Consider the following 21,577-nt stretch of genomic DNA (forward strand, 5'->3'; position numbering starts at 1 on the left):
TGTTACGGGCGCGGGTCACCGGTGTTGCACCGGTCGCGGAGCGCGCAGAGCGGCCACCGGGTCGCTGGGAAGTGCATCGGTTCCCGCGCACTCGCTAGACAATCTAACTAGAGCGTCTAGCATTGTCCTCATGACGACCGAGGTGACGGACACCACCACGGGCTTCTGGTATGGCAAGGGTTCCAGGGTCGACGCGGTGGACGTCCTCAATGCGCTCCGCAGGTACCGGAGTGCCGAAAGCGCTGCCCAGCGACGGGCACGCGAGGCGCTCGGCATCGGCGAGAACGCCCTGCTCGCGCTGCGCATCCTGCTCGACGCCGAGGCCACCGGCCGCGCGGTGAACTCGAAGGAGCTGGCCGACCGACTCGAGATCACGCCGGCGTCGACGTCGGCGCTCGTCGACCGGCTCGTCCGCAGCGGACACGTCGAGCGGCACGCCGACCCGCACGACCGCCGCGGGGTCATCCTCACCGCGTCGGGTGGCTCGATGCGGCAGGTGCTGCAGGTCATCGACGAGCTCGACACCCGCACGCTCGAGGTCGCCGAGCACCTGCCCCAGTCGGACATGGGCGTCGTGGTCGCGTTCCTCGAGGAGATGGCCCGCGTCGTCGACCAGGACGATGACGAGGACGAGCGGTCCGCGTAGCCTGACGGCATGCGCGCGACCGACGACCCCACGGCGGTGCCGGCGCACGACCCCGAGGACGACATGCCCCTCGCGGAGCTCGACGCCCGTGCCCGCGCGGACGCCGCCCTCCGGCGCATCCAGGCCGGGGCCGACCCGGCGCGCGAGGCGTTCGACCTCGCGAACACGATGAACGACGAGGCCGTGGGCCGGCTCACCGGCGCGCTGCGGCGCTGGCTCGACCGGCCCTGACGGGCTGGCGCCGGCCACGGCGACCCGACCTGGTGGCGCCAGCCCTGACCTGCGTCAGAACGCGGTGCCGACCGCCGCGATGTCGTCGCCGCCGTGCCCGTCCGCGCTCGCCTGCGCGTAGACCCGGTCGATGCCGTCGAGCAGCTCCGTCGAGACCCCGGCGTCCCGCGCGGCGTCACGGATGAGCCCGATGTCCTTGCGGATCCCGTCGAGCGCGAACTGCGGCGCGAACTCCCCCGACAGCATGGCCTCGCCCTTCGTGTGCGCGTAGGGCGAGTCGCTCGCGGTGCCCTCGATCGCGTCGAGGAACAGGTGCGGGTCGAGTCCGAGCGCGCGGGCGATGGCGAGGGACTGGCCGGTCGCCGCCGTGATCGCGGCGACCCAGGCGTTCGCGGCGAGCTTGAGCGCGGTGCCGTCGCCGACCCGCTCGCCGGCCCGGACGGTCTTCGCGCCGATCGCGTCGAGCACCGGGTCGATCCGGTCGACCGTCGTCGAGGGGCCCGCGGCGAGCATGGTGAGCTTGCCCTGCTCCGCCGGGCCCTTCGTCCCGAGCATCATCGCCTCGACGAGGGTGATGCCGTACTTGCCGGCCAGCTGCACGACGGTCTCGGTACCCGCGACCCCGATGGTCGAGGCCTGCACCCACACAGCGTCGGTCGGAGCATCCCCGGCTGCGGCCTCGAGCACGTCGACCACCGCGTCGGTGTCGAACAGCGTCAGGAGGACGACCTCGGCCTCCGCCACCGCGGCGGACGCGTCGCGCTCGACCGTGGCGCAGTCGTCGGCGAGCGGTGCGGCACGGTCGGCGTTGCGGTTCCAGACCGTGACGTCGTGTCCCTCGCGGAGCAGCGACCGCGCGACCCCTGCCCCCATCGTCCCTGTGCCCAACACCGTCACGCGCACGTGCGTCTCCGTCCTCGGACGACGCCGTGCCGTCCTCGGTCCGACGCTACGCCCCGGGTGTGGACGGGTCCCGGTCAGTCCGTACAGCCCACGGCCGCGGGCGCGGGCGCCGGGCAGCCCGGGTCAGAGCAGCCCGCGGGCAGCGAGCCACGGTGCAGGGTCGACCGGGGCGCCGCCGAGGATGACCTCGAAGTGCAGGTGCGCTCCGGTCGAGATGCCGGTGCTGCCGACGGCGCCGACCGGTTCGCCGACCGCGACCTGGCGCCCGACCACCACGTCGATGCGGGACAGGTGCGCGTACCGCGTCTCGGTGCCGTCCGGGTGGCGGAGCAGCACCTGGTTGCCGTACCCGCCGAGGACCCCGGCGGACACCACCGTGCCGGACATGACCGCGACGGCCGGGGTCCCGGCGCGGGCGGCGAAGTCGAGTCCGTGGTGGTCCGTCGAGCACGCGCTGCACCCGTCGACGTGGCGACCGCCGAAGCCCCCGGCGGTGGGGACCGTGCCGTCGACCGGTCGGACCACCGTGACGTCGGAGCTGATGCGCGGCCCACGCCGGAAGTCGTCGCGGACCGAGAAGTCGTCGCGCTGCACGTCCGGACCCGCTCCCGCCGCGACGGCGTACCACTGGACGGTGCCCTGGGGTCCGGTGGCCGCCGGGAGTGTCGCGTCCAGCGCCTGCGCCGGGGTGGACACCGAGACGACGAGACAGGCGGACAGGGCGGCGGCCGTCACGGACAGCCGGGGCACGCTCGGCGTGTGGCTGACAACGGCGCGGAGCACCGCCCGCGCCGGGTCAGCAGAGGGGGGTCGGAACCGTGGGGCGCGGCACCGGGCGACAGACCGCTCGCGGGCGAGCGCGGCACGCCGACTCGATGGGGACGAAGAGGAGCAGGAGGAGGAGACCGGCCGAGCCGCCTGCGGGAGTGGCACCGGGACGGCGGCAGGGGGGACCGCCGCCCCGGTGGTCGAGGGGCGTCGCGGGGACGCCCGGATGGAGACCGGGGCGGCAGCAGGGGGGACTGCCGCCCCGGTGGTCGTGGGACCGGGACGCACCGACCGGGATCGTCGGGCGCCGGCGGCGTGCCGTGCGGCGGCTCGCGGGCGGAGGACGGGGTCCGGTGCGGTCATCGCGGTGGCCCGGGTCAGGCGCGGACGACGCCGTCGCGGGTGATCCGGTCGAGCTCGCCGACGACGGCGTCGACGACCGCGCGGGTGATCGCGTCGGCGACGGCCTCGACGAGGGCGAGCTGCTCGGACGAGACCGCGTGCTCGGCGTCGAGGGCGGCACCGAGGCGGGCGGGGATCTCGTCGATCGCGGCGACGAGCGCAGCGGGCACGAGCGCCGATGCCTGCGGCGGGACGGGCGCGGACAGCGGGGACGACGGGACGGGCGCGGTCGCGAGCGGGGCGGACGCACGAGCCGCGGGGGCGAGTGCGGCAGGCGCGGGAGCTGCTGGGGTGGGGCCTGTCACCGCGGGGACTGCGGGTGCGGAGACTGCGGGTGCGGACGTCCGGCGGGAGACGGCGTCGAAGAGCGGGGTGGAGGACATGCTGCGTGCCTTCTGGTCAGGGTCGGCGCGGCCCGTTCCTGTCGGGCCGCTCGGTCACGTGCCGCTCGGGCACGGACCGATTGAACCACTGATATTCCAGATGTGCAATAGGCGTTCTGGATCAGTCCGGTTCGACGGCCTGCTTCGGGTCGTCCCGGCGCAGCACCTGCTTGACCCGCTCGACGATCGTGGCGGGCGGGTTGTTGTACGCGTTCGCCGGCTCCTGGCCGCTCAGGGCCTGGATCGCCGCCATCACCGCATCCGTGGCGTGCCGTCGCGCGCGCCCGGACGAGGCGTCGCCGAACGAGGACAGGTCCATCGGCTCACCGAACTCGATGGTCACCTTCGCGAGCTTGGGGACGCGCGAGCCCACGGGCTGCACGTGCTCGGTCCCCGTCAGGGCGACGGGCACCACCGGGGCGCCGCTCGTCAACGCGAGCCAGGCCACGCCCGTCCGGCCCTTGTAGAGCCGCCCGTCGAGGGATCGGGTGCCCTCTGGGTAGATCGCGAAGGCCTCACCGGCCTCGAGCCGCTCGAGCCCGAGGTCGAGGGCGTGCTGCGCCGCGGCTCCCGCCCCACGCTCGACACCGATCGCACCGATGCCGCCGAAGAACGCCCGGGACACCGCGCCGCGCAGACCCGTCCCGGTGAAGTACTCCTGCTTCGCGAGGAACGACACCTTCCGCGGAGCCATGAGCGTGATCGCCGGGGAGTCGATGAACGAGCGGTGGTTGCTCGCGAGGATCACCGGTCCGTGCTTCGGGACGTGCTTCCGGCCGATGATCCGCGGACGCCAGAGCATCCGCGCGAGGGGCGTCACCACGGCACGGCTCATGGACGTGGCGAGCTTGGTCGAACCGGGCACCGGACCTCCTCGTTGGCGAGTACCCGAGTGTAGTGAGCGCCCGCGGAACCGCATGCCGCCGACGGAATGTGTCCCAGCCGGTGCGGCCGGCCCCGGTCCCGCTGCTCAGTCCGCGTGCGCCGCGACCACGTCGAGCACCGCGCGACCGTACCGCTCGAGCTTCGCCGTGCCGACGCCGGAGATCTCGGCGAGCTCGTCCTGGTCGGCGGGCTTCACCGCCGCGATGCCGCGGAGCGTCGCGTCGTTGAACACCACGTAGGCGGGGACGCCCTGTTCGCGGGCCTGCCCGGCACGCCAGGCACGCAGGGCCTCGAACAGCCCGACGGCCTCCCGCGGCATGTCCGTCACGACCGTGCGACGGGTGCGCGACGACCGGGTGGACTGCACGGGGTCGCGGCGCATGAGGACCTGCACGCGCCCGCTCAGGACTTCCGCACTGGTCGGGCTGAGCACCACCGTGCCGAACCCGTCGCCGGAGACCGCGGCGTAACCCTGCGCCAGCAACTGCCGGGCGACGGCGCGCCACTCCCCCTCGCTCAGGTCGCTGCCGATGCCGAACGTGGCGAGCTGGTCGTGTCGGAGCTCCTGCACGCGCGGCGACTGCTTGCCGACCAGGATGTCGACGAGGTGTGCCACGCCGTACCGCTGCCCGCGCTCCCGGTCGAGCCGGACGACCGTCGACAGCAACTTCTGCGCGGGGACGGTGCCGTCCCAGGGCTCCGGCGGCGCGATGCACGTGTCGCAGTTGCCGCACGGCGTCGACTCCTGCCCGAAGTACGCGAGCAGCCGCACCCGGCGGCACTCGATCGTCTCGCACAGGGCGAGCATCGCGTCGAGGTGTGCACTGAGCTGCCGACGGTGTGCGGCGTCGCCCTCGGACTGGTCGATCATCCGCCGCTGCTGCACGACGTCGTTCAGCCCGTACGCGAGCCACGCGGTCGAGGGCAGCCCGTCCCGCCCGGCACGGCCGGTCTCCTGGTAGTAGCCCTCGACCGACTTGGGCAGGTCCAGGTGCGCCACGAACCGGACGTCGGGCTTGTCGATGCCCATGCCGAACGCGATGGTCGCGACCATGACGACGCCGTCCTCGCGCAGGAAGGTCGACTGGTTGCGTTCGCGGACCTTCGCGTCGAGCCCGGCGTGGTACGGCAGCGCCGGGATGCCCTGCTCGGCGAGGGCCGCCGCGGTGCGCTCGACCGAGTTCCGGGACAGGCAGTACACGATGCCCGCGTCGCCGCTGTGCTCGGTGCGGATGAACGTCAGGAGCTGCTGGAGCGCCCCGGTCTTCGGCTCGATCCGGTACTGGATGTTCGGTCGGTCGAAGTCGGCGACGAAGTGCGCGGCGTCGTCGAGGCCGAGGCGGGCGGAGATCTCGCGGTGGGTCTGCGGTGTGGCGGTGGCGGTCAGGGCGATCCGCGGCACCGTCGGCCAGCGCTCGTGCAGGACGCTCAGCTCGAGGTAGTCCGGCCGGAAGTCGTGGCCCCACTGGGCGACGCAGTGCGCCTCGTCGATCGCGAACAGCGCGATCCGCGCGCGGTCGAGCAGGGAGCGGGTGGACTCGAGCCGCAGTCGCTCGGGCGCGAGGTAGAGCATGTCGACCTGCCCGGACACCACCGCGCGCTCGACCCGGGCGCGCTCGTCGGGTCCCTGCGTCGAGTTGAGGAACGCCGCCTGCACGCCGTTCGCCGCGAGGGCGTCGACCTGGTCCTGCATGAGGGCGATGAGCGGCGAGACGACGACCCCGATGCCGTCGCGCACGAGCGCGGGCACCTGGTAGCAGAGCGACTTGCCGCCGCCGGTCGGCATCAGGACGAGCGCGTCGCCGCCGCCCACCACCTGGTCGATGATGGCGGCCTGCTCACCCCGGAAGGCGTCGTACCCCCAGACCCGGTGCAGGACGTCCAGCGCGGGCGTGGAACTCATGCCACGAGCCTACGGGCGACGGGCGACACCCACCGCACTGTCCACAGCGGCACCCGTGCGGTCGCCGGACCCGGCCGCGTCGTCGACGCGGGCCGGTGCACCCGCCCACCCCGTGCCTCCCGGCCGGAACCAACGCGACCCACCTGCGAAGGCCGGCGGCGTCCCCCGGAAGCGGGGCGCCTCGTGACCGGCGAACCGCCGGTCCAGCTTCCGCCACCGCGCGAGCACCTCGACCATCCCCCAGTACAGGAGCGAGGTGCCGAGCGTCACGAGCCATCCGCCCACGGTGCCCTGCGCGTCCTGCGACGTCAGGTCGATCCGCGACCAGCCGGGCGCCTGCAGCACGAAGATCATGATGTTGTTGAAGGCGTGCTGGAGCACCGTCGCCTCCATGCCGCCGGTGCGCAGCACGATGATCGCGGCGACGAGACCGAACGAGCCGACGTCGAGGATGCCCCAGACGTTGTAGCCGTTCGGGATGTGCAGCAGCGCGAACACGACGGTCGAGACGCCGACCGCCACGACTGTGCCGACGAAGCGGACCGGGATCCACGAGCCGATCGTCTGCATGAGGAAGCCGCGGAAGACGTACTCCTCGGCCGCACCCTGGAACGGGACGAGCAGCACGACCAGGACGATCGTCAGCGTGAGTGTGCTGACCGAGACGGTCGACTGCCCGATCGCAGCGTGGTCCCAGCCGAACCCGCCGTCGAACGTGAACATGCCGATGGTCTGGACCGAGAACATGATCGCCGCGATGACGAGCGTCGGCAGCAGGCACCACGCGGTCCAGCGCCAGCGCACCCGGAAGCGCGTCGACGACAGGACGTTCGCCGGGCCGAGCTTCGCGACCTTGACCGCGAGCAGGATGCCGGGGAGCAGCACGACGAGCGACACCAGGGACAGCGACAGGATCAGCGGATCGGTCGGGTCGAGCGCGCCGCTGGCCAGGTCCTGCTGGAAGCGCATCAGCCCCTCGGGTCCCTGCGACGCCCCGATCGGGACGAAGTAGGCGACCGCCAGGACCACCTGCGTCGCGACGTACCACCCGGCCAGGACCGCCAGCGCGACGAGCGGGCGCCACCACCGCCAACGGGCGTCGACGCGGGGCAGGCGGTGGTACGGAACGCTCACGCTGCGCAGGCTACCGGGCCGGGCAGGATGGGAGCCGTGCTCACCGTGCTGCTCGGCCTGACCGGGGCCGTCGTCTACGGCGCCGCCGACTTCCTGGGCGGCGTCGCGGCCCGGCGGCTGCGCGCCGTCACGGTCGCCGCGGCCGCCGCCGCGGTCGGGCTGGTGCCGCTCGCGGTCGGGATCCCGCTCGTCGGCGCGGATCTGACCGGATCGGCCGTCGGGTGGGGGCTCGTCGCGGGGCTCTCCGGCGGGGTCGCGGTGCTGCTGCTCTACCGCGCGCTCGCGATCGGTCCGATGAGCGTCCTGTCGCCACTGACCGCCGTCTTCGCGGCCGTCGTGCCCGTGGTCGTCGCGCTCGTCCGGGGCACGTCGCTGTCGCCGACGGCGTGGGTCGCGCTCGTGGTGGCGGTCGTCGCGGTCGTGCTCGTCGCGGCGGTGCGGGACACCTCCGGCGCGCGGGTCACCCCGGCCGGGCTGGTCACGGCAGCCGTCGCGGGGTGCGGGTTCGGTGGGATCGTGCTCGCCTACGACGCGGCGCCGGACGGCTCGGGGGTCGCGCCGCTGCTCGTGGCGCGCGGGGTGCAGACGGTGCTGCTCGGGGCGGCTGCGGTGGTGGTCGCGGTGCGGTCCGGCGCGTCGGGTCCGGCGGGTGCAGCGCTCGCTGTCGGTGCGTCGCGTCCGGTGGGTGCTGTTGCAGGGACTGGAGGCACGGTGCGCGTGGGCAGGTCGGCACGCGCGGGTGCGTGGTCGCGTCGCGTCGTGGCGACGGTCGTCGCCTGCGGGGTGCTCGACGCGCTGGCGAACGTGTGCATCCAGGCGGCGCTCCGCGCCGGGGACGACCCGTCGACGCTGCCGGTGGTGAGCGTGCTCAACGCGCTGTACCCGATCGGCACGGTGGCGCTCGCGGGTGTGGTGCTGCGGGAGCGCCTCACGCCCGTGCAGTGGAGCGGGATCGGGCTCGCGTTCGCGGCGGCCGTCGGGCTCGCGCTCGCGTGAGGCGGGCGGCCGTCTGGCTCGCGCGGCTCGGGTCAGTCGTCCGCGATCAGGCGCTTGCCGAGCGACACCGCGTGGTCCTCGGCGTACCCGAGCGAGGCGTAGAACCCGAGCACCCGCTCGTTGCCGGCCCGCACCTGGACGTTGACCTTCGGGCAGCCGCGCGCGAGCAGCAGCCGTTCGAACTCGGTCATGAAGGCGCGGCCGAGCCCGGTGCCCTGCTGGTCCGGGTCGACGGCGAGGTAGTTCACCCAGCCGCGGTGGCCGTCGTAGCCGGCCATGCCGGCGCCGACCAGGGCGGCCGGGGCGGCGGTCGCGCTGGCGTCCGTCGCGGTGGCGTCCGTGGACTCGGCGACCAGGAAGAGCTCGGGCTGCTCGGCGGTCTTGCGGGCGATGTCGCGGTACGGGTCGTTCCACGGGCGGAGGAGTCCGCACGCTTCCCACAGGGCGACGACGGCGGCGGTGTCGTCCTCAGCGAAGGTTCGGAAGCGGTACGACATGTCCACAGGCTAGCGCGGCCCCCACCGGACGGACGCTCACGTCTGCTATACCTGTTCGACCACCGCACCTCGGACCAGGAGCCCCGTGACCGCACACGACACCATGCCGTCGGGGCTGTCTCCGTCCGGTGACGAGATCCCGGAGCGCCCCCGCCGGCGCCGCCCGAAGCAGACGGTCGGTGGCGCGCTCGTGTCCCTGCTCGCCGAGCTGCTCATCATCGCGGGCGCCGGCACCGGGCTCTACGTGCTCTGGACCGCGTGGTGGACCGACGTGGTCGCGGTGAACGAGCAGACCGCCCTCGTGCAGGACCTCAAGCAGACCGCGGTGCCCAAGACCGCGGGGACCGAGCACCGCGAGGCCGCTCCCGTCCTGGCCGAGCCTCCGGGACTGTCGACGGTGTTCGGCACGATGCAGATCCCCCGGTTCGGCGCGGACTACAACCGCCCGATCGGTGAGGGCACGGACCGTGAGAAGGTCCTCAACACGATCGGCCTCGGCCACTACCAGGACACCGCGATGCCGGGGGCCGAGGGCAACTTCGCCGTCGCCGGCCACCGCGTCACCTACGGCAAGCCGCTCAACCAGATCGCGGACCTGAAGAACGGCGACTCGATCGTCGTACGCGTGACCGACAAGGCGAAGGACTTCGACGTCTGGTACGTCTACAAGGTCACCGACTCGCAGATCGTCACGCCCGACAAGATCGAGACGATCGCCCCCGTGCCGAACCAGCCCGGCGTGCAGCCCACCGCCGAGGACCGCTGGCTCACGCTCACCGCCTGCCACCCGATGTGGTCGGCCAAGGAGCGGTACGTCACGCACGCCAAGCTCGACTACTGGATGCCCGCTTCGGAGGGCACCCCGAAGGAACTCTCGGAGACGCCGAATTGATCTTCCCGTTCGTCTGGCGCATCCTGCCGGGCCCCGTCGTCCTGAAGGTGCTCGAGCTGCTCGTGCTCATCGCCGCGGTCGTGTGGGTGCTCTTCACCTTCGTCTACCCGTGGATCGCGTCGGACATCCTGCCGCCGCCCGACGGCACGGTGGACGTGTCGCCGTCGCCCTGACGACCGCTCGCGGTCCGCTCCGGACGTGCCGGCCGGGCTCTGCCGTGTCGGGTCGGGCCAGTCCAGTCCGGGCCGGGCCGGGCGTCAGACGGTGGTGGTGACGCGGGACCCTCCGCCGGGGGTCCGGCGGACCGCGATGCGCTCGGGAATGCGCTGCTTGAGCTCCTCGACGTGGCTGACGATGCCGACCTGTCGTCCGCCGGCCGTGAGCCGGGCGAGCTGCCCGATCACGTCGTCGAGTGTCTCCGGGTCGAGCGTCCCGAAGCCCTCGTCGACGAAGAGCGTGCCGAGCGCGACGCCGCCGGCCTCGGCCTGCACGACGTCGGCGAGCCCGAGCGCCAGGCAGAGCGACACCGTGAAGGTCTCGCCGCCGGACAGGCTGCCGGGAGCCCGGAGCGTGTCGGTCGTGTGGTCGTGCACGGCGAGGGCGAGTCCGGTCTTGCGGGCGCGTGAACCGGTCTCGCGCTCCTCGGAGGTCTCGAGGGTGAACCGGCCGCCGAGCATGCCCCGCAGTCGGTCGTTCGCGGCAGCGACGACGTCCTCGAACCGCCGCATGAGCACGTACGTGCCGAGGGTGATGCCGCTCGGGTTGACCGAGGTGGACCCGGCGGCGACGTCGGCCAGCCGCACGACCGCGCGGCTCCGGGCGGACGTGGACTCCCGCGCACGGACGGCACGAGCGACGTCCTCGCCGCACCGGGCGGCGGCTTCGAGCCGGTCGGCCGCCGAGACCGCGACCCGGGTGGCGGCGTCGGCGCGCTCGACCGCGGAGTCGCGCGCGGCGACGGCTGCCGTCAGGTCGAGGGGTTCGTCGGCGGTCCGGGCGGCCTCGGCGACGGCCGCCTCGGCGAGGCCGGCGTCGACGACGGCCCGCTCCCGGTCCGCCGTGGCCACGACGGCACGGAGGCGTTCCCCCTCGGCCACGGGGACGAGTGCCGTACGGGCCCGCTCGACGGACTCGAAGCCCTGCTCGGCGCAGACCTCGGTGACCTCCGGCTGCCGCTCGGCGACGGACGCGGCAGCCGTGGCGGCGCGGACGTCCGCGGCGAGCACGGCGTCGAGCTCCGCGACACGGTCGTCCAGGGCACGCACCGCGTCGGCGAGCGAGGCCCCGGAGCCCGCGGCTGTGTCGGCGTCGTCGGGGTCGGTGCCCGCGGCTGCGTCGTTGGCGTCCGATTCGGTACTCGCGATCGCGCCCGCGTCGAGCGCTCTGGTGGCCCGGCGGACGGCAGCGTCGACGGCAGCGGTGTCCTGGCCCAGTCGCTCCGACTCGGCCGCGGCGGAGGACACCAGGACGGCGTGCTCGGACGCGACCGTCGTGCGCTCCTGCTCGAGGGTGCGGGTCCGCTCGTCGTGGGCGGTGCGCCGGCGCTCGAGGTCGAGCACCTGGACGGCGGCGTCGTGCGCTGCCCGGACCCGCTCGGCCGCGGCGGTCGCACGGGTCTCGAGGGTGTCGGCGTCGAGGTCGCCGAGCACCGTCCGGAGCCGCTCGTGTTCCTGCTGCGCAAGCGCGAGGTCGGTCGCCGCTGCGGCGAGGGCGGCCTCGGCAGCGCGGGCGGCGGACGCGGCGGACTCGACCGTGTCGGCCGAGGGGTGGTCGTCCTGCGGCTCCGCGACGCTCGGGTGCTCGACCGCACCGCACACCGGGCAGGCGTCACCCGGCTGCAGAGCGGCGCCGAGCTCTCCGGCGAGGCCGGCGATGCGTCGGGCGCGCAGGTCGGTCTCCGTGGCGAGCGCGGCCGAGGCTGCAGCCCGGGCACTCGCGACCACTCGCTCGGCCTGCTCCTGGGCTCGGGCTGCCGTGACGCGGGTGGACAGGTCGGCCCGGAGCTGAGCAACCCGTTCGACCTCGACCCGGGCGGGCTCGGCGTCGGCGGCGAGGGCGGCGGCGGTCCGGGCGGACTCGACGATCGTCGCGCGCTCGGCCGGACGGCGCTCGAGCGCGTCGACGAGCGCCGCCGACCGTGCCGCGAGGTCCTCGGCTCGGACGGCCGCGTCCGCAGCGCTCCGGCGACGGGCCGCGAAGGTGCGCTCGACCGCGACGAGGTGTCGGACGTCCGACAGACAGTCGGCGAGGGCGGTCCGGAGGCCGACCACATCGGTGTCGGCGTCGAGCCCGGCACCCTGCCGTTGCGACGCCGCCGCATCCGTCGCCTGTGCGGCACGCGCGCGCGCCGCGTCGAGGGCGTCGGCGCTCGTCGCGACGCGGGTGGCGCGTTCGCCGAGTGCCAGACGATCGCGCGCCGCGGTGACCTCGTCCGCGGCGGCGTCGAGCGCCCGACGACGGTCGAGCAGTGCGGCACGACGTTCGCGGGCGGTGACGCGCTCGCGGACCGACCGCTCGCGCTCTCGGGCCCGCTCGGCGTCGGACACCGCGGCCCGGCGGTGCTCGTCGGTCTCGGCGGCGACGCTGCGGAGACCGGCGACCACGTCGTCGACGGCGCGTTCGTCGGGATCCTCGACCCCGGCGGCCTGCGCGAACCGGGACTGTGCGTCGCGGACGCGGGACTCGGCGCCCTCGACCTCGGCGAGGACCGCGCGACGACGGGCCGCGAGCTCGTCGGCCGTGCGGTCGTAGACCTGCGTGCCGAACAGGGACTGCAGGAGCTTCCGGCGTTCCTCGCCCGGGGACCGCAGGAACCGCGCGAACTCGCCCTGGGGCAGCACGACGGTCTGCAGGAACTGGGCGCGGTCGAGCCCGACGATCCGCGTGACCTCGAGCCCGATCTCCGGGATGCGGGACGACACCGGTTCGCCCGCGGGGTCGGCGGGGTGCGCCAGACGGAAGAGCTGGGCGGACGCCTGCTGCCGGACCGTGCCGGTGCCGCGCTGCTTGGGTCGGTCGTACTGCGGGGTGCGCCGGACCCGGAACAGCCCGGCACCCGTCTCGAAGACCAGCTCGACGAAGGGCTCGGTCGCGGGGTCGGCGTGCTGGCTGTGCAGGCGGTCGGGCGTCGAGGACTCCCCCGCGAGGCCGCCGTACAGGGCGAACACGACGGCGTCGATGATCGTCGACTTGCCGGACCCCGTCGGCCCCTCGAGCAGGAACACCCCCGAGGCGGCGAGCGCGGCGAAGTCGATGACGACGGTATCCGGGTACGGCCCGATCGCGCGGAGTTCGAGGCGGTGCAGGTACATCAGCGCGTCCCGTCCGCGTCGAGGGTCTGCAGTGCGGCCTCGTACGCCTCGGTCAGGACCGCCAGGTCGTCGTCGTCCGGCGCCGCACCCGTCGCGAAGGTCACGAAGTCCGCGGCGACCTCGACCGGGTCGGAGGTGGCGCTCACCGCGCGGGCGGCGACGCGCTCGGGGCGTTCCGCGGGCTCGTGCGTGACCGCCAGGGCGAACGGGAAGTGGTCGCGGACGCGGGCGTACATCCGCTCGGGGTGCACGGTGTCGGTGACCGCGACCCGGACCCACGCATCGGCGTCGGCGTGGTGCGCACCGGACTCGATCGCGTCGATCGTGGCGCGGACGTCCACCAGGCGGCGCGGCACCGGTGCCGGCAGGAGCTCGACCGCGACGCCGCCGTCCGCCGCGAGGTCGACGAGGGTCACGCTCTTGCGCTGGTGCCGCTCGCCGAACGAGAACGCGAGCGGGGAGCCCGCGTACCGGATCCGGTCGCCGTCGCCCACCCGCTGCGGCCCGTGCAGGTGCCCGAGCGCGACGTAGTCGATGCCGTCGAACACCGTGACCGACACCTGGTCGACCCCGCCGACACGGATGTCCTGCTCGCTGTCGCTCGGCGCGGCACCGCTGACGAAGGCGTGCGCGACGACGACGCTGCGGTGACCGGGTCGCATGGCGAGGTCGGCGCGGATGCGGTCCGCCGCGGCCCCGACCACGGCCTGGTGCGACCGGGCGAGTGGCTCGTCGGGGACCGGAGCGAGGGCGTACCGCGTCAGGTCGGGGTGCAGGTAGGGGATGCCGTAGACCGCGACCGGGCCGTGGTCGTCGGCGAGGAGCACCGGGTCGGCCAGCCGCGCGGGCTCGGCGACGATGCGGACCCGGTCGTGCATCACCCCGGCGCCGAAGCCGAGCCGTGCCGCGGAGTCGTGGTTTCCCGGGGTCAGGACGACGGTCGCCGTCTGCGCCAGGCGCTCGAGCGTGCGGGAGAGCAGGCGGACGGCGTCGACGGGCGGGATCGCGCGGTCGTAGACGTCGCCGGCGATGACGACCAGGTCGACGGCGCGGTCCCGCACGGTGTCGACGAGGAAGTCGGCGAAGGCCGCGTGGTGCTCGAGCAGGTCGGCTCCGAGCAGCGTGCGGCCGAGGTGCCAGTCGCCGGTGTGGAGGATCCGCATGCCGTCACGGTAGCGGCGGCCGGGGACATCGCCGGGCACCCCGCGGGGAGCTGTGAAGAGCCGGTCAACCGCACAAGTACACCAAGGAGAGAGTCACCGTCACGGTCACTGAACGATCGCCGTTCGCAAACCACTGGCTTCCGGGGAACGAGTCGAGTGCGCGGACCGTGATGGGCTTCCCGACCAGCACGCTGGGCGAGATGGTCACCGTCGCACTGCGCTGGTTCGCGGCCACCTGGAAGACCTGTCCATCGACCAGGACCTGGAACCCTCCGGTCGTCGGCCCAGAGTACGACCAGCGCACCTCGACTCCCCCGCCGCCGATCGTGAGCGTGCTGCAGCTGAGATTGGTCGGTCCGCTGAGCGTCGCCGCGGTCAGGTTCGAGGTCGGCGAGCTCGTCCCCGTGCGGAACGGCGCCGCCTCGGCCCGGTGCGGCGCGACCGCCCCGATCCCGCCGAGCACCGCCACCGCGACGAGCAGCGCGCTCCCCTGCCGCAGCGCGACGTGCCGTGCGCCGCCGCGCACGACCGGACCCCGCGCCGACCGCCGCCCGTGGACGCGCAGGGCGTCGGACGGGGGCTGCGGGGCGGGGGTGCCCCGGGCCTCCCGGCCGGTCCGACGCAACCCCGCGTCCACCGTGCACAGCGCGAGCAGGCCGGCCACTGCGGCCGCCATGGCGGCGACCGCGCCCCACCGACCCTCGTGCGCCCACAGGACGGGCACGCCGATGAACGGGACGCGCAAGTAGCCGACCCCGTGCACGGCCGAGCGTTCGAGGGGTGTCGAGTCTACGGCGGGGTTGGCGTCGCCCTTCGTCACGATCGTGCCGTCCGCGCCCGTCTCGACGTACCGGTGCAGCCGCAGGTGCCCGGCCTGGTCCGGGTCGTCGGCGAGCAGGACCCGGCCGGGGACGACCTCGGGCGCGGGCACCGGCCGGGAGACGACGACGTCCCCCGGCACCAGCCGGGGTGCCATCGACGCGGTCACGACCGTGGTGGGCTGCCAGCCGACCACGGCCGGGACGGCGGCCCACAGCGCCAGGCCGACCACGGTCGCGACGATGCCGCGCGCGAGGGTGCCGACCACGACGCGCCCCCAGTCGAGCGCGTCGAGCACGGTGTCCGGACGGGCGTGGCGGTGCTGACCGTCGACGCCGGTGGTGTCCATCACGGTGCCCGTCGCGGATCAGGTGTTCTGGGCCTCCCAGGTGAAGCCGAGCGACGCCGAACCGCCCTGGGCGGTGTTCGGGGTGTCCGGCGACACCGTGTAGGTGAACTTGAAGACCCGGGTCTCGGGGGCGGTGCCCGTGGGCGTCCACGATCCCTTGCCGGTCGCGTACGTCGTGGTGTTCGTGCCGAGCGTCGAGAGCGTCGTCGCGGGGACCACCGAGGCGCCGGACGCCAGGGCGGTGAAGCCGTCGCACGACCCGAAGCCGCCTCCGGTCCCCTGGTCGACGGTCATCGTGATGTTCGCCGCCAGGTCCTTCTGCGATGTGAGGGACGACGTGTAGAGCTTCACCGCGGACGGCAGGGTGCCGCTGGACGTGACGGCGATGCACTTGAACCCGGTCGACCCGGGCTTGAGGTTCGTGACCGTGAAGAGCGCGGTGTTGCTGTCGTCGTCGGACAGGGCGACGCTGCCGGCGGTCCAGTTGCTCGTCGGGTTCGACGTGGTGTCGGAGAAGGCGGAGTACGAGGCCGTCGAGACGACGACCCCCGAGGCGACGAGTGCGGCCGGGACGGCGATCCAGGCTGCGAGCCGGGCAGCACGAGGAGACACACGGGACATGGTTGTCCTCCGAGAGGGGTTCTGATCGGTTTCGGTTCCGGACCCGCGGTGGTTGGTCGCGCTGCGGAACCTGGTGGTTGGGCAACACCGTACGTGCTCCCTGAGCGTTCCACAAGACTCTTTGCGCATCACTTGCTCAATCGTTCACATACTTGTTGAATGAGGTACATCCTCCCGAGACGAGTCCCATGACGAACACCCTCACCACGCTCACCACCGCCGACCGCCCGGCGCCGGTCGACGACCTGGACCGCGTGCTCCAGGCCTTCCGAGCGCTGCAGACCCAGCACGCGCGGGTCCTGACGCACCAGAGCGCCCTGCGCGGGCTGCACGCGACCGACCTGCGGTTCCTGGTGTTCGTCGCCGGTGCAGACGCGGGCGTCACGCCGAAGCACGCGAGCGACCACCTCGAGCTCACCACGGGTGCGATGACCTCGTTGATCGACCGACTCGAGCAGCGCGGGCACATCGAACGACGGCCGAACCCCGGCGACCGACGGAGCATCCTCGTGCACCTGACCCCCTCCGGGGCCGCGGTCGCCGGCGAGGTCGCGGCACTGTACCGGGAGGCCTTCCGCTCGGGCGTCGACCCTGCCGACCTCGCCCGTGTGGCGGCCGCGCTCGAGGCCGTCGGCAGCGCCCTCGACCGCCGCCGCTGACCGGAGCGAGCCCGTCCGAGCTGCGGGAGGGCCGCGTAGCGTCGGCGGCATGACACCGTCCGAACTCCTCACCGAAGCGTTCTCCCGCGTCCCCGAGACCGTCGCCAGGGCCCTCGACGGCCTGTCCGAGGACCAGCTCGCGACACGACCGGCAACCGGCGCGAACACACTCGCCTGGCTCGCGTGGCACACCGCACGCGGCCAGGACGCGCAGGTCGCGGACCTGGCGGGCAGCGAGCAGGTCTGGACCGCGGACGGCTGGGTCGAGCGCTTCGGCCTGCCGTTCCCCGCCGAGGCCCTCGGCTACGGCATGTCCCGGGACGACGTCGGTCGCGTCCGGGCCTCGGCCGAACTGCTGAACGGGTACCTGCGTGCCGTGCACGAGCGCACGGTCGCCTACCTGGCGACGCTCGGCCCGGAGGACCTCGACCCCGTGGTCGACGACGCGTGGGACCCGCCCGTCACGCGCGGCGCACGGCTGGTCAGCATCCTCGACGACTGCGTCCAGCACGCGGGGCAGGCCGGGTACGTGCGCGGCCTGCTGTTCTTCTCGCGCTGACCCGCCGCGCGTTCTTCGCGAGACGCAACGTGCGAGGTGCGGGAAGACGGACGGGAGGCACGGTGCCAGCTGGCACCGTGCCTCCCGTCCGTTCTCCGGTCGCGTCGCGATCAGCGCGCAGCGAGCTGCGCGACGATCCCGTCGCCCGGGCCGGCCTCGACGAGGTCCGCCTCGATCTCCGCGTTCTCGAGGATGCCCTCGATCTTGCGGCGGCGGCCACGCGGGACGAGCGTCACGACGGTGCCCTCCTTGCCGGCACGGCCCGTGCGGCCCGAACGGTGCAGGTACGCCTTGTAGTCGTCGGGGGCGTCGGCCTGCACGACGAGCGAGACGTCGTCGACGTGGATGCCGCGCGCCGCGACGTCGGTCGCGACGAGGACGTTCACCCGGCCGCTCGTCAGGAGCTGCAGGTTGCGGGTCCGACGGGACTGGTTGAGGTCACCGTGCAGCGAGGTCGCACGGATGCCGGCGTCCTCGAACTGGTCGGCGAGACGCTCGGCGTAGGCGCGGGTACGGGCGAAGACGATGGTCTTGCCGTCGCCCGCGACGAGCTCCTCGAGGACCTGGTCCTTCTGGCGCTGCTCGACCACGAGCACGCGGTGGTCGATCGTCGAGGACGCCTGGTCCTCGCCGGCGACCTCGTGGACGCTCGGCTCGTGCAGGAACTCCGACACGAGCGACGCGACCTGTGCGTCCAACGTCGCGCTGAACAGGAGCTTCTGCGCACGGTCGCCGTGCGGGGTGACCTCGGCCGTGGCCGAGAGGATCTCGCGCACCGGCTCGAGGAACCCGAGGTCGCACATGTGATCGGCCTCGTCGAGCACGGAGACGACGACCTCGCTGAGGTCGAGCTTCCCCTTGTTCATGAGGTCCTGGACGCGACCGGGCGTGCCGACGATGATGTCGACGCCGCGCTCGAGGGCACCCTCCTGGCGGCCGTAGGGCACACCGCCGTAGATCTGCGTCGTGAAGAGGCCGACCGAACGGGCGATCGGCTGCACCGTGCGGTCGATCTGCAGGGCGAGCTCGCGGGTCGGGGCGAGGATGAGGGCGCGCGGGGCACGGCCCATCCGGCGCTTCGTGCCGCCGCCGTGCTCCATGAGCTTCTCGACGAGGGGCGCACCGAAGGCGATGGTCTTGCCGGAACCGGTGCGGCCACGGCCGAGCACGTCCTTGCCGGCGAGCACGTCGGGGATCGTCGCTGCCTGGATCGGGAACGGGCTGGTGGCGCCCATCTCCGCGAGGGTGCGGGAGATGTTGCCGCCGATGCCGAGGTCGGTGAAGCTCACGCCCTCGACGTCGGCCGCGATCGTCGCCTCGGCCTGGAGCTTCTCGAGCTTGACGTCGTCCGCGGGGACGTACCCGGTGCGGGCCTCGTCGCGGGCGTCGCGGCGCTGGGGCCGATCGTCGCGGTCGAAGCGGCGCGGGGCACGGTCGTCCCGGTCGAAGCTGCGGGGAGCGCGGTCGTCGCGACGCTGCGGGCGCTCGTCACGGTCGAAGCGGCGCGGGGCGCGGTCGTCCCGGTCGTCGCGACGGGGAGCGCGGTCGTCGCGGTCGAAGCGACGCGGGGCCCGGTCGTCGCGGTCGAAGCGACGCGGGGCACGGTCGTCACGGTCGTCGCGACGCGGGGCACGGTCGTCACGGTCGAAGCGACGCGGGGCACGGTCGTCACGGTCGAAGCGACGCGGGGCACGGTCGTCACGGTCGAAGCGGCGCGGGGCGCGGTCGTCACGGTCGAAGCGACGCGGGGCACGGTCGTCACGGTCATCACGACGGGGAGCGCGGTCGTCCCGTTCGAAGCGACGCGGAGCGCGGTCGTCCCGGTCGGAGCGACGCGGAGCGCGGTCGTCCCGGTCGGAGCGACGCGGCGCACGGTCGTCCCGGTCGTACCCGCGTGCACCGCGGTCGTTGCGGTCGAAGCCACGCGCGCCACGGTCGTCGCGACGCTGGCCGCCGTCGCGCGGCTCCCAGTTCGGACGCGCCGGACGCTCGCCCTGCGCCGAACGGCCGCGGCGCTCCTCGGCGTCCCAACGCTGCTTCTGTCGCGGCTGCGACGGGTCGGCGGCGCGGAAGCCGCGGTGCTTGCTGCTCCGCGCGGCGGGGGTGCCGTTCGGGTGGCGGACTCGGTCGTCGGCACGCTGACGCGCGCCCTTGTCGTACGGGGCCATGGCTACTTTCCGGGGTGCGGACGTCCGCATGCCCGGCAGCGACATCGGCGCGGAGCTTCGAGCGGAGAGGGGGTTCTTCCCGTCGCGGTTCGACGTGAATCCAGCCCTCGAGCAACACACACCCAAGCAGAATCCGTGATCACAGTGTCACGGTGTCGAAGGCCGACCGCGGGAGTCTACGCGAGATCCGCCGCCACGGCCAGCCCCCCGGGTCAGGACTCCGCGAGCCGGCGGCGCTCCTCCGCCACGTCGAAGTCCGCCGGCGGCCAGGTGAGCTGCATGTCCTCGAGCGCGCGGAGCAGCAGCTGCTGCACCGCGAGCCGGGCGTACCACTTGCGGTTCGCGGGGACGACGTACCACGGCGCCCGCGCAGTCGACGTGCGGTCGAGGGCGATCTGGTACGCCTGCTGGTAGTCGTTCCAGAGCAGGCGCTCGTCGATGTCGCCCGGGTTGAACTTCCAGTGCTTGTCCGGGCGGTCCAGCCGGTCGCCGAGGCGCTCGCGCTGCTCGTCCTTCGAGATGTGCAGCATCACCTTGACGATCGTGGTGCCCTGCGCGACCAGGTCGTCCTCGAAGTCGACGATCGCGCCGTAGCGACGCTCGATCTCCTCCGGCGGGGCGAACGACCGCACGCGCTGGATGAGGACGTCCTCGTAGTGCGACCGGTCGAAGACGCCGAGCTGGCCGGCGCGCGGAAGCTCGCGTTCGATCCGCCACAGGAAGTCGTGCTCGCGCTCCTCGGCCGTCGGCGCCTTGAACCCGGCGTAGTGCACGCCGTTCGGGTCGACCGCACCGACGACGTGGGAGACGATCCCGCCCTTGCCCGCGGTGTCCATCGCCTGCAGCACGAGGAGTACGCGGCGCACGTCGCCGGCGGTGCTCGCCGCGTGCAGGCGCTCCTGCAGGGCGGCGAGGCGTGTGGCCCCCGCGGCGAGGGACTCGAGCCCGTCGATCTTGCGGCCGGCGAACCCCGGCGTCGAGTCCGGGTCGACGCGGTCCAGGCGGAAGCCCTCCTCGACGCGCAGGAGGGGCTCGGGGTCGGTGTTCCAGGCCTTGCGACGGCTCACGGGGTCCTCCAGCTCACGGGGTCGCCCCCATCCTGGCACCCGCTCGTGGTCCGCGTGGTGCTGGGGAACGCCCGGAGCCGGGTTAGCGTGGACGCGATGAGGTCCCGCCGTCGAACGATGCTCGCGCTCCTCGCCGCGGGCCTGGCGATCGGGGTGCTCGGAGCACTCGGGTCGTGCAGCGCCGACCCGGCCACGGACAGCAACGCGACCGTGACGACGGACCCCGTGATCCACCCGCTGTCGCTCCGCTACCCGGGCATCGACGTCGTCACGGACGTCCCCTACGGTGCGGATGCCCTGCAGCGGCTCGACGTGTGCCTGCCGCCGGACAGTGCCCCGGACACGAAGACGACCCCCACAGCGGCACCGACCCCGTCGCCACGGCCGTCGCCGGCGACCGACGACGCAGCCGACCGCCGCGGTGGACGGCCCGCCGTGATGATGGTGCACGGCGGCAGCTGGTCCCACGGCGACAAGGCCACCGCGGCGTACCGGGCCGTGTGCGAGTACCTCGCCTCCGAGGGCTTCGTCACGGTGAACGTCGACTACCGCCTGGCGCCGACCGACCCCTTCCCCGCGGGTCTCGACGACGTCCGCCGGGCACTGGACTGGGTGTTCCGCCCGTCGACCCTCGCCACGTACGACATCGACGCCGCCCGTGTCGGGGTCTTCGGCGGCAGTGCCGGCGGGAACCTCGTCGCGCTGCTCGCCGTCACCGACCACGAGTCCGCCGCGTACGCCGCAGGTGATCGGATCCGCGCGGTCGTCGACCTGAGCGGGCCGACCAACCTGACCGAGCGGTCCACCCGCGCGGACGGCGTCTCGGCGTCCTTCCAGCGGAAGCAGCTCCTGTACCTCGGCTGCCGGACGTACACTGCGTGCCCCGCTGCCGAGCGCGCGTCACCGACCTCCCACGTCACCCGGGACACGGCACCGTTCTTCGTCGGACACTCCACCGACGAGTTCATCCCGCTCTGGGAGTCCCAGGAGTTCGTGGCGGCGCTCCGTGCCCACGACGTCCCGGTGACGTTCGTCGCGGTGGAGGGGTCGGCGCACTCGATCGCACAGCTCGACCGGGCGATGAGCGAGCGGGTCGTCGCGTTCCTGCACGCACGGCTCGGGTGACGGCGACGCGACCGGACCCGACCGCGACACGACCGGGCCCGGCGGAGCGCGTGCCCCGTGCGGGTGCCACCCGGAGGCGGGCGTGCGCGAGGGTCC

General features: G+C 73.6%; 21 protein-coding genes. 8 read left to right on the forward strand and 13 right to left on the reverse strand.

Features of this window, described 5'->3' with window-relative positions; all coding sequences use genetic code 11:
- Positions 1–130 precede the first annotated feature (130 nt).
- A complete protein-coding gene (locus DEU32_RS08760) occupies positions 131–646 on the forward strand; it encodes a MarR family winged helix-turn-helix transcriptional regulator (protein ID WP_058740595.1) in 516 nt (171 codons plus the stop codon).
- A 9-nt stretch (positions 647–655) separates the two neighbouring features.
- On the forward strand, positions 656–877 hold the full coding sequence (locus DEU32_RS08765) for a hypothetical protein (RefSeq protein ID WP_114850179.1): 222 nt from the start codon (positions 656–658) through the stop codon (positions 875–877).
- 54 nt (positions 878–931) lie between these two features.
- On the opposite strand, the gene DEU32_RS08770 is transcribed toward DEU32_RS08765, so the two are convergent.
- The 6 genes from DEU32_RS08770 to DEU32_RS08795 form a co-directional block, all read right to left on the reverse strand.
- Positions 932–1,780 (reverse strand): NAD(P)-dependent oxidoreductase, encoded by an 849-nt coding sequence (locus DEU32_RS08770; RefSeq protein WP_258554825.1) that lies wholly within the window; start codon positions 1,778–1,780, stop codon positions 932–934.
- A gap of 123 nt (positions 1,781–1,903) precedes the next feature.
- Positions 1,904–2,530 (reverse strand): M23 family metallopeptidase, encoded by a 627-nt coding sequence (locus tag DEU32_RS17140; RefSeq protein ID WP_167510002.1) that lies wholly within the window; start codon positions 2,528–2,530, stop codon positions 1,904–1,906.
- A 395-nt stretch (positions 2,531–2,925) separates the two neighbouring features.
- On the reverse strand, positions 2,926–3,333 hold the full coding sequence (locus DEU32_RS08780; protein WP_114850181.1) for a hypothetical protein: 408 nt from the start codon (positions 3,331–3,333) through the stop codon (positions 2,926–2,928).
- Between the two features lie 121 nt (positions 3,334–3,454).
- Complete coding sequence (locus DEU32_RS08785; protein ID WP_229666970.1) at positions 3,455–4,168, reverse strand: 1-acyl-sn-glycerol-3-phosphate acyltransferase; 714 nt, start codon at positions 4,166–4,168, stop codon at positions 3,455–3,457.
- A gap of 135 nt (positions 4,169–4,303) precedes the next feature.
- On the reverse strand, positions 4,304–6,121 hold the full coding sequence (recQ, locus tag DEU32_RS08790) for a DNA helicase RecQ (protein ID WP_114850183.1): 1,818 nt from the start codon (positions 6,119–6,121) through the stop codon (positions 4,304–4,306).
- Between the two features lie 9 nt (positions 6,122–6,130).
- Positions 6,131–7,255: a CPBP family intramembrane glutamic endopeptidase gene (locus DEU32_RS08795; RefSeq protein WP_114850184.1), complete on the reverse strand. Its 1,125-nt coding sequence runs from the start codon at positions 7,253–7,255 to the stop codon at positions 6,131–6,133.
- Between the two features lie 36 nt (positions 7,256–7,291).
- Between DEU32_RS08795 and DEU32_RS08800 the strand changes: the two genes are divergently transcribed.
- On the forward strand, positions 7,292–8,251 hold the full coding sequence (locus DEU32_RS08800) for an EamA family transporter (RefSeq protein ID WP_114850185.1): 960 nt from the start codon (positions 7,292–7,294) through the stop codon (positions 8,249–8,251).
- Positions 8,252–8,283: 32 nt separating this feature from the next.
- On the opposite strand, the gene DEU32_RS08805 is transcribed toward DEU32_RS08800, so the two are convergent.
- Positions 8,284–8,748, reverse strand: a complete 465-nt coding sequence (locus DEU32_RS08805; protein WP_114850421.1) for a GNAT family acetyltransferase — start codon at positions 8,746–8,748, stop codon at positions 8,284–8,286.
- Between the two features lie 85 nt (positions 8,749–8,833).
- Here DEU32_RS08805 and DEU32_RS08810 point away from each other — a divergent pair, with 85 nt between their 5' ends.
- The gene (locus DEU32_RS08810) at positions 8,834–9,640 is read left to right on the forward strand and encodes a class E sortase (protein ID WP_229666968.1); all 807 of its coding nucleotides are present in this window, start codon (positions 8,834–8,836) and stop codon (positions 9,638–9,640) included.
- Complete coding sequence (locus DEU32_RS17145) at positions 9,637–9,813, forward strand: hypothetical protein (protein WP_167509945.1); 177 nt, start codon at positions 9,637–9,639, stop codon at positions 9,811–9,813. The genes DEU32_RS08810 and DEU32_RS17145 overlap by 4 nt, the downstream gene beginning before the upstream one ends.
- An 84-nt stretch (positions 9,814–9,897) precedes the next feature.
- Here the strand turns inward: DEU32_RS17145 and DEU32_RS08815 are convergent, their stop codons facing one another.
- The 4 genes from DEU32_RS08815 to DEU32_RS08830 form a co-directional block, all read right to left on the reverse strand.
- On the reverse strand, positions 9,898–12,951 hold the full coding sequence (locus tag DEU32_RS08815; protein WP_114850186.1) for an AAA family ATPase: 3,054 nt from the start codon (positions 12,949–12,951) through the stop codon (positions 9,898–9,900).
- Positions 12,951–14,114, reverse strand: a complete 1,164-nt coding sequence (locus DEU32_RS08820; protein WP_114850187.1) for an exonuclease SbcCD subunit D — start codon at positions 14,112–14,114, stop codon at positions 12,951–12,953. Before DEU32_RS08820 ends, DEU32_RS08815 begins: the two co-directional genes overlap by 1 nt.
- Positions 14,115–14,178: 64 nt before the next feature.
- Entirely contained in the window at positions 14,179–15,282 is a 1,104-nt protein-coding gene (locus DEU32_RS08825; RefSeq protein ID WP_114850188.1) for a S24/S26 family peptidase, read from the reverse strand.
- Positions 15,283–15,300: 18 nt separating this feature from the next.
- The gene (locus tag DEU32_RS08830; RefSeq protein ID WP_114850189.1) at positions 15,301–15,903 is read right to left on the reverse strand and encodes a TasA family protein; all 603 of its coding nucleotides are present in this window, start codon (positions 15,901–15,903) and stop codon (positions 15,301–15,303) included.
- Positions 15,904–16,091: 188 nt separating this feature from the next.
- Between DEU32_RS08830 and DEU32_RS08835 the strand changes: the two genes are divergently transcribed.
- Both DEU32_RS08835 and DEU32_RS08840 read left to right on the forward strand, forming a co-directional pair.
- The gene (locus DEU32_RS08835) at positions 16,092–16,562 is read left to right on the forward strand and encodes a MarR family winged helix-turn-helix transcriptional regulator (RefSeq protein ID WP_114850190.1); all 471 of its coding nucleotides are present in this window, start codon (positions 16,092–16,094) and stop codon (positions 16,560–16,562) included.
- Between the two features lie 49 nt (positions 16,563–16,611).
- Positions 16,612–17,121: a mycothiol transferase gene (locus tag DEU32_RS08840; protein ID WP_114850191.1), complete on the forward strand. Its 510-nt coding sequence runs from the start codon at positions 16,612–16,614 to the stop codon at positions 17,119–17,121.
- A 110-nt stretch (positions 17,122–17,231) separates the two neighbouring features.
- On the opposite strand, the gene DEU32_RS08845 is transcribed toward DEU32_RS08840, so the two are convergent.
- Together DEU32_RS08845 and DEU32_RS08850 are read right to left on the reverse strand one after the other, a co-directional pair.
- The gene (locus DEU32_RS08845) at positions 17,232–19,289 is read right to left on the reverse strand and encodes a DEAD/DEAH box helicase (RefSeq protein ID WP_114850192.1); all 2,058 of its coding nucleotides are present in this window, start codon (positions 19,287–19,289) and stop codon (positions 17,232–17,234) included.
- Between the two features lie 212 nt (positions 19,290–19,501).
- On the reverse strand, positions 19,502–20,356 hold the full coding sequence (locus tag DEU32_RS08850) for a PPK2 family polyphosphate kinase (protein WP_114850193.1): 855 nt from the start codon (positions 20,354–20,356) through the stop codon (positions 19,502–19,504).
- A 96-nt stretch (positions 20,357–20,452) separates the two neighbouring features.
- On the opposite strand from DEU32_RS08850, the gene DEU32_RS08855 reads away from it, so the two are divergent.
- On the forward strand, positions 20,453–21,481 hold the full coding sequence (locus DEU32_RS08855) for an alpha/beta hydrolase (protein WP_147281431.1): 1,029 nt from the start codon (positions 20,453–20,455) through the stop codon (positions 21,479–21,481).
- The last annotated feature ends 96 nt before the right edge of the window (positions 21,482–21,577 follow it).

The organism is Curtobacterium sp. AG1037 (assembly GCF_003349855.1).
Classification (GTDB): domain Bacteria; phylum Actinomycetota; class Actinomycetes; order Actinomycetales; family Microbacteriaceae; genus Curtobacterium; species Curtobacterium citreum.